The 5481-nt window shown below is 69.5% G+C and carries 1 protein-coding gene; it reads left to right on the top strand.

Annotation, left to right across the window (positions count from 1 at the left end):
• Positions 1-5481: amino acid adenylation domain-containing protein (locus ACF1AK_RS35975; RefSeq protein WP_391503048.1), on the top strand; the 5481-nt coding region annotated here is incomplete at both ends.

Below are 5481 nucleotides of genomic sequence, written 5' to 3' on the forward strand. Positions count from 1 at the left end.
TCCCCCGCTACATGGTCCCCGCCGCCTTCGTCACCATCGACGACATCCCCCTCACCCCCAACGGCAAGCTCGACCACCGAGCCCTGCCCGCGCCCGAGCGGTCGGTGTTCGCCTCCGCCGATCAGGTGGCACCGCGCAACCCGGTCGAAGAGCGGATCGCCGCGATCTGGGCCCAGGTCCTGGACCTCTCGGCCGGCCAGGTCAGCGTCGAGGACAGCTTCTTCGACCTCGGCGGCGACTCCATCCGCGCCGTCCAGCTCTCCGGCGCCCTGCGCCAGGCCGGCTACGACCTCAGCATCCAGCAGATCTTCCAACACCGGACGATCGCCGCGCTGGCCCAGCACGCCGCCGACAGCGGACCGGTGACCGACACCGAACCGGTCGCGCCCTTCGCCCTCATCACGGACGAGGACCGGGCCGCGCTGCCCGCCGACGTGGTCGACGCCTACCCGCTGTCGCAGGTCCAGACCGGCATGATCGTCGAGATGCTGGCCGAGAACGACCACGCCAGCTATCACAACATCAACTCCTACCGCGTGCCGGACGACCAGCCGTTCTCGTCGGCGGCGCTCACGGAGGCACTGGCCGTCGTCGCCGGACGGCACGATGTCCTGCGGACGTCCGTACAGCTGGCCGGCTACTCGCAGCCGCTGCAGCTGGTGCACGCCGAGGTGGAGATCCCGCTCAGCGTCCACGACCTGCGCGATCTCACCGCGGACGAACGACGGGCCGACGAGCTCGCGCTCCTCCACCAGGAGCGGGCAGCGCTGTTCGACCTCGCGACCGCTCCGCTGATGCGGCTCAACGTGCACCTGGAGTCCGACCGCTCCTGGCGACTGACGTTCACCCAGTGCCACGCGATCACGGACGGCTGGAGCGTCAACTCCCTGCTGATGGAGCTGCTGGAGGCCTACCGCTGCCTCCGCGACGGGGTGCCGCTCACCCTCCCGCAGCCCCCGGCCGTCCGGTACGCGGACTTCGTCGCGGCGGAGCTGGAGTGCCTGGACAGTGAGAAGAGCCAGGCCTTCTGGCAGGACATCACCACGGTGCACGCTCCGCTCACCATGCCTGCCGGCTGGCAGAGCGACGCCACGCCCGGGGAGAACTACCAGCTCGAAGTGGTCTACGACGATCTGGAGTCGGGCCTGCGTGGGCTGGCTGCCGCCGCCCGGACGTCGCTGAAGAGCGTGCTGCTCGCGGCGCACGTCAAGGTCCTCGGCATGCTGACGACGGAGCCGGCCTTCCACACCGGTCTGGTGGCGCACGGCCGCCTGGAGGCCACCGGTGGCGACCGAGTGCTCGGCATGCACCTCAACACCGTCCCGTTCCCGGCGGACCGCAGCGCCCGCACCTGGCGCGAGCTGGTCGAGCAGGTCTTCGACCAGGAGACCGCCATCTGGGGCCACCGCCGCTACCCGCTGCCCGCCATCCAGCGCACCACGGGCGGCTCGGAGCGACTGCTCGACGTGATGTTCGACTACCAGGACTTCCACCAGGTCGACACCGACTCGGTCGACATCCAGGCCAACGTGGACGACGCGTTCAACGACTTCGCCATGACCGTCCTCGCGAACCCCGGCCGACTCGGCATCGCCACGGCGACCAACGTCATCGACCGGGCGAACGGCGAGCGGCTGGTGGGGATGTACCGGCGGGTGCTGGAGGCGATGGCCGCCGACCCGTCCGGCGACGCCCGCGCGACCTACCTGCCCGAAGCGGAAACCACCCAGCTCCTGGAGGAGTGGAACCGGGCCGCCACGATTCCCGGGGAGGAGTGTGTCCACCACGCCTTCGAGCGCCAGGCCACCGAGACCCCGGACGCCCTCGCGCTGACCTACGAGGACACCCACCTCACCTACCGCGAGCTCAACGAGCGGGCCAACAAGATCGCCCACCACCTCATCGAGCAGGGCGCCCGGCCCGAGACCCTGGTCGCGGTGTGCCTGGAACGCGGCCTCGACCTCATCCCCACCATCCTGGGCGTACTGAAGTCCGGCGCCGGCTACCTCCCGCTCGACCCGTCCAACCCCGTCGAGCGCCTCGCCTACATCCTGAACCACGCCCGCGCACAGATCGTCGTCACCCAGCACCAGCACACCGACCTCGTGAGCACCATCCACCAGGGCCGCACGGTCGTCCTGGACTCGATCGAGGACGCGGCGACGATCGAGGGCCGCTCCACGGACAACCCGTCGGTCGATGTCCGTGCCGACAATCTGATCTACGTCATCTACACGTCGGGTTCCACCGGTACGCCGAAGGGTGTCACGCTCACCCACGCGAACGTGTGGCGTCTGCTGGACTCGGTGCGCGAGCAGTTCGCCTTCGGAGCGGACGACGTGTGGACGCTGTTCCACTCCTACGCCTTCGACGTGTCCGTCTGGGAGATGTGGGGTGCTCTGCTCCACGGCGGGCGCCTGGTGGTGGCTCCGTTCGAGGTCCTGCGCTCGCCGCACGACTTCCTCGACCTCATGATCGCCCAGCGCGCCACCATCCTCTGCCAGACCCCCACCGCCTTCCGCTCCCTCACCACCCTCGCCGCCGACGGCGACCCGCGCATCGACGAACTCGCCCTGCGAGCCGTGGTGTTCGCCGGTGAGAAGCTGGAGATCGGCGACCTGGCGCCCTGGACCGAGCGTCTCGGCTCCGAAATGCCGGCCCTGGTCAACATGTACGGCATCACCGAGACGACCGTGCACTCGACCTACCACCAGGTGACCGACACCGACCTCGCCAACCCGCACCGCAACCCGATCGGCAGCCCCCTCGCGGACCTGGGCATTCACCTGCTGGACGAGCGGGGCCACCTGGTGCCCGTCGGCATCCCCGGCGAGATCCACGTCGCCGGACCCGGCGTTGCCCGCGGCTACCTCAACCGCCCCGACCTCACCGCCGAACGCTTCATCCCCAACCCCTGGGGCCCCGCCGGTGCCCGCATGTACCGTTCCGGCGACCTCGCCCGGCGCCTGCCCGACGGCACCCTCGAATTCCTCGGCCGCATCGACACCCAGGTCAAGATCCGCGGCTACCGCATCGAACTAGGCGAAATCCAGGCCAAGCTCACCGAACACCCCGACGTCCGCGACGCCGTCGTCACCGCCTACACCGACACCACCGGACAGAAGTCCCTCGTCGCCCACCTCGTCCCCACCACCAACCAGGGACCGGACGCCGGCGAATTGCGCAAGCACCTCGCCCAGACCCTCCCCGACTACATGGTCCCCGCCGCCTTCGTCGCCATCGACGAAATCCCGCTCACCCCCAACGGCAAGCTCGACCACCGAGCCCTGCCCACCCCCGAACGCTCCGCCTTCGCCACCACCACCCACATCGCCCCCCGCACCCCCATCGAGGAACGCATCACCGCCGTCTGGGCCCAGGTCCTCGACCTGCCCACCGACCAGGTCAGCGTCGAAGACAGCTTCTTCGACCTCGGCGGCGACTCCATCCGCGCCGTCCGCCTCTCCGGCGCCCTGCGCCAGACCGGCTACGACCTCAGCATCCAGCAGATCTTCCAACACCGCACCATCGCCGCACTGGCCCAGCACGCCGCCGACAGCGGACCGGTCACCACCGAACCCGTCGCCCCGTTCAGCCTCATCAGCGACGAGGACCGGGCCGCGCTGCCCGCCGACGTCGTCGACGCCTACCCGCTGTCCCAGATCCAGACCGGCATGATCGTCGAGATGCTGGCCGGCAACGGGCGGAACGTCTACCACAACGTCAACACGCAGCGTCTGCCCGGCCAGGAGCCCTTCTCCGCGACGGCGTTCCGCAAGGCGGTCCGGACCATCGGCCTCCAGCAGGACATCCTGCGCACCTCCGTCCACCTCACCGGCTACTCGCAGCCGCTCCAGCTGGTGCACGCCGAGGTCAACATCCCCATCGCCATCCACGACCTCCGCCACCTCGGTTCGGCGGAGAAGGAGAAGGCCGGCCTGGAGTTCGTGGCCAGGGAGCGCGCCGAGCTGTTCGACCTCGCAAGGGGTCCGCTGCTGCGCTTCGCGGTGCACCTGGAGGAGGACGACGTCTGGCGGTTCACCGTCACCTACTGCCACGCGATCCTGGAGGGCTGGAGCAACAACACCCTGCTGATGGACCTGCTGAACGTCTACCAGCACTACCGCGCCGGCGGTGAGGACCTACCGGTCGAGCCGCTGCCCGTGCGGTACGCGGACTTCATCGGAGCGGAGCTGGACTCCCTGGACAGCGAAGCGGACCAGGCCTTCTGGCACGGCATCGTGGACACCCACATGCCGGTGACCCTGCCCGCCGACTGGGCGGACCGGGACAAGCCGATGGAGCTGTACCGGGTGCAGGTGCCCTTCCTCGACCTCGAAACGGAACTGCGGCAGCTCGCCCGTGAGGCCAAGACCTCCCTGAAGAGCGTCCTGCTGGCCGCGCACCTGAAGGCGCTGGGCATGCTGACGGCCGAACCCCGCTACCACACGGGCCTGGTGGCCCACGGCCGGATGGACGCGGTCGACTCGGACCGGGTGCTGGGCATGCACCTCAACACGGTGCCGTTCCCGATGGACCGCAGCGCCCGCACCTGGCGCGAGCTGGTGCAGCAGGTCTTCGAGCAGGAGACCGCGACCTGGGAGCACCGCCGGTACCCGCTGCCCGCGATCCAGCGGCACACAGGGTCCGACGAGCGTCTCCTCACGATCCTGTTCGACTACCTCGACTTCCACCAGGTCGACCGCCAGCGGGTGGACGTCGGCGCGGTGTTCCGCGTCTCCATCAACGAGTTCGCGCTCAACATCATCGCGACCGGCGGCAACATCAACATCAACGGCGCCACCAATGTGCTCAGCAGGGAGAACGCCGAGCGACTGGCGCAGATGTACCGGCGGGTGCTGGAGGCGATGGCCGCCGACCCGTCCGGCGACGCCCGCGCGACCTACCTGCCCGAAGCGGAAACCACGAAGCTCCTGGAGGAGTGGAACCCCGCCCACGTCCTCACCGGCGAGGAATGCGTCCACCACGCCTTCGAGCGCCAGGCCGCCACGACCCCTGACGCCCTCGCGCTGACCTACGAAGGCACCCACCTCACCTACCGCGAACTCAACGAGCGCGCCAACAAGATCGCCCACCACCTCATCGAGCAGGGCGCCCGGCCCGAGACCCTGGTCGCGGTCTGCCTGGAACGCAGCATCGACCTCATCCCCACCCTCCTCGGCGTGCTCAAGTCCGGCGCCGGCTACCTCCCCCTCGACCCGTCCAACCCCGTCGAACGCCTCGGCTACATCCTCGGCGACGCCCGCGCACAGATCGTCGTCACCCAGCACCAGCACACCGACCTCATCGCGAGCATCCACCAGGGCCGCACGGTCGTCCTGGACTCGACCGAGGACGCGGCGACGATCGAGGGCCGCTCCACGGACAACCCGTCGGTCGACGTCCGCCCGGACAACCTGATCTACGTCATCTACACCTCCGGCTCCACCGGCACCCCCAAGGGCGTCACCCTCGCCCACA

It is taken from the genome of Kitasatospora sp. NPDC015120 (genome assembly GCF_043080305.1).
Taxonomy (GTDB): domain Bacteria; phylum Actinomycetota; class Actinomycetes; order Streptomycetales; family Streptomycetaceae; genus Kitasatospora.